Origin of the sequence: Roseovarius sp. TE539 (genome assembly GCF_003298505.1) — a bacterium.
Lineage (GTDB): Bacteria > Pseudomonadota > Alphaproteobacteria > Rhodobacterales > Rhodobacteraceae > Roseovarius.
This window is the reverse complement of record NZ_QNGB01000069.1, coordinates 1-1,204: the sequence shown is the minus strand read 5'-3', so window position 1 is coordinate 1,204 and position 1,204 is coordinate 1. Positions and strand designations below refer to the sequence as shown.

Here is a 1,204-nt window from a genome sequence, read left to right as displayed (position 1 = left end):
GACACCCTTTCGGGCGGTGCCGGCGATGATCTTCTGGATGGGGGGGCGGGATGGGATACCGCCTTTCTTTCCGGCAAACAGTCGAGCCATACGCTGACGCTGAGCCCGACGGGAACCACGATCACGGATCGCCGCGCGGATGGCAACGGCACCGACACGCTTGTCGATATGGAGTTCCTGGATTTCGACACCGATCTCTTCGGCGGACCCTTCGGGCTTTTCCAGGTCACCGACACCGTCAGCCTGGCGCCGGAGGAGTTCGAGAGCTTCATCGAGCTCTACATCGCCTATTTCAACCGCGCGCCCGACGCGGGCGGGCTCGCCTTCTGGGGAACCGCCTTTGCGGACGGCATGACCCTCGAGGAGATGGCGTCGCTTTTCATCGGCCAGCCCGAGACCGAGGCCGCCTACCCGCCCGGCACCTCCAACGCGGTCTTCGCGGAGACGGTCTACAACAATGTGCTGGGCCGGGCCCCGGATCCGGGCGGTTTCGATTTCTGGGTCGGTCTGCTGAACGCGGGAAGCGTCGCCCGCGATCAGTTCATCCTCCAGGTCCTGCGGGGCGCCAAGGCACCAGCATCCGCGGACGACAGCCCGGACCTGATCGCCCAGCGACTGGCCGATCAGGAATTTCTGGCAAACAAGGTCGATATCGGGGCCTATTTCGCGGTCCACAAGGGCCTGTTCGACGTGGCCGACGCCACAGCTGCAATGGCACATTTCGACGGCACGGCGGACGGTATCGACGCTGCCGTGGCCGCCATCGACGGGTTCCATGCCGACGCGCTGGATCCGATCGATGGCGATTTCCTGATGCCGCTCGTCGGCGTGCTCGACGATCCGGTCTTCTGAAACCCGTTTCCGGAACCGGGCCGGGGGCCTTGCCGCTGCTTGGCGCGGCTGGCGCCCCGGGGGTGCCATGACTGTCAGCGATACCGTTCCACAATGGGCCGCAGGGCGACGCGCGCGCGCAGTTTTGTCGCCAGAAGGTAAATCCCCCCGATCTTGCGGTGCAGAAAGAGGGTTTCCGCCGGCGGTACATGGGTCAGATCACGCTCCGCTCCCAGCGCCATGCCGATATCACGCAGGCGCTCCGGAAGATCGGCGGTGCTGAAATCGAACGGGTCGGATCGGCGCAGCGGGGCCATGGCCGTCTCGAACATCGTTTGAATGATGGCCTGGTGCCGGGGGGCGGTTTGCGCGT

1 protein-coding gene and 1 pseudogene are annotated in these 1,204 nt (G+C 65.4%); one reads left to right on the top strand and one right to left on the bottom strand.

Going from position 1 to position 1,204, the window contains the following annotated elements:
- Window positions 1-852: DUF4214 domain-containing protein (locus DQW77_RS17890; RefSeq protein WP_113259692.1), on the top strand; the 852-nt coding region annotated here is incomplete at its 5' end.
- Between the two features lie 74 nt (window positions 853-926).
- Here DQW77_RS17890 and DQW77_RS17885 read toward each other — a convergent pair.
- Window positions 927-1,204, bottom strand: a pseudogene (locus DQW77_RS17885) (AarF/ABC1/UbiB kinase family protein); the annotation flags it as partial.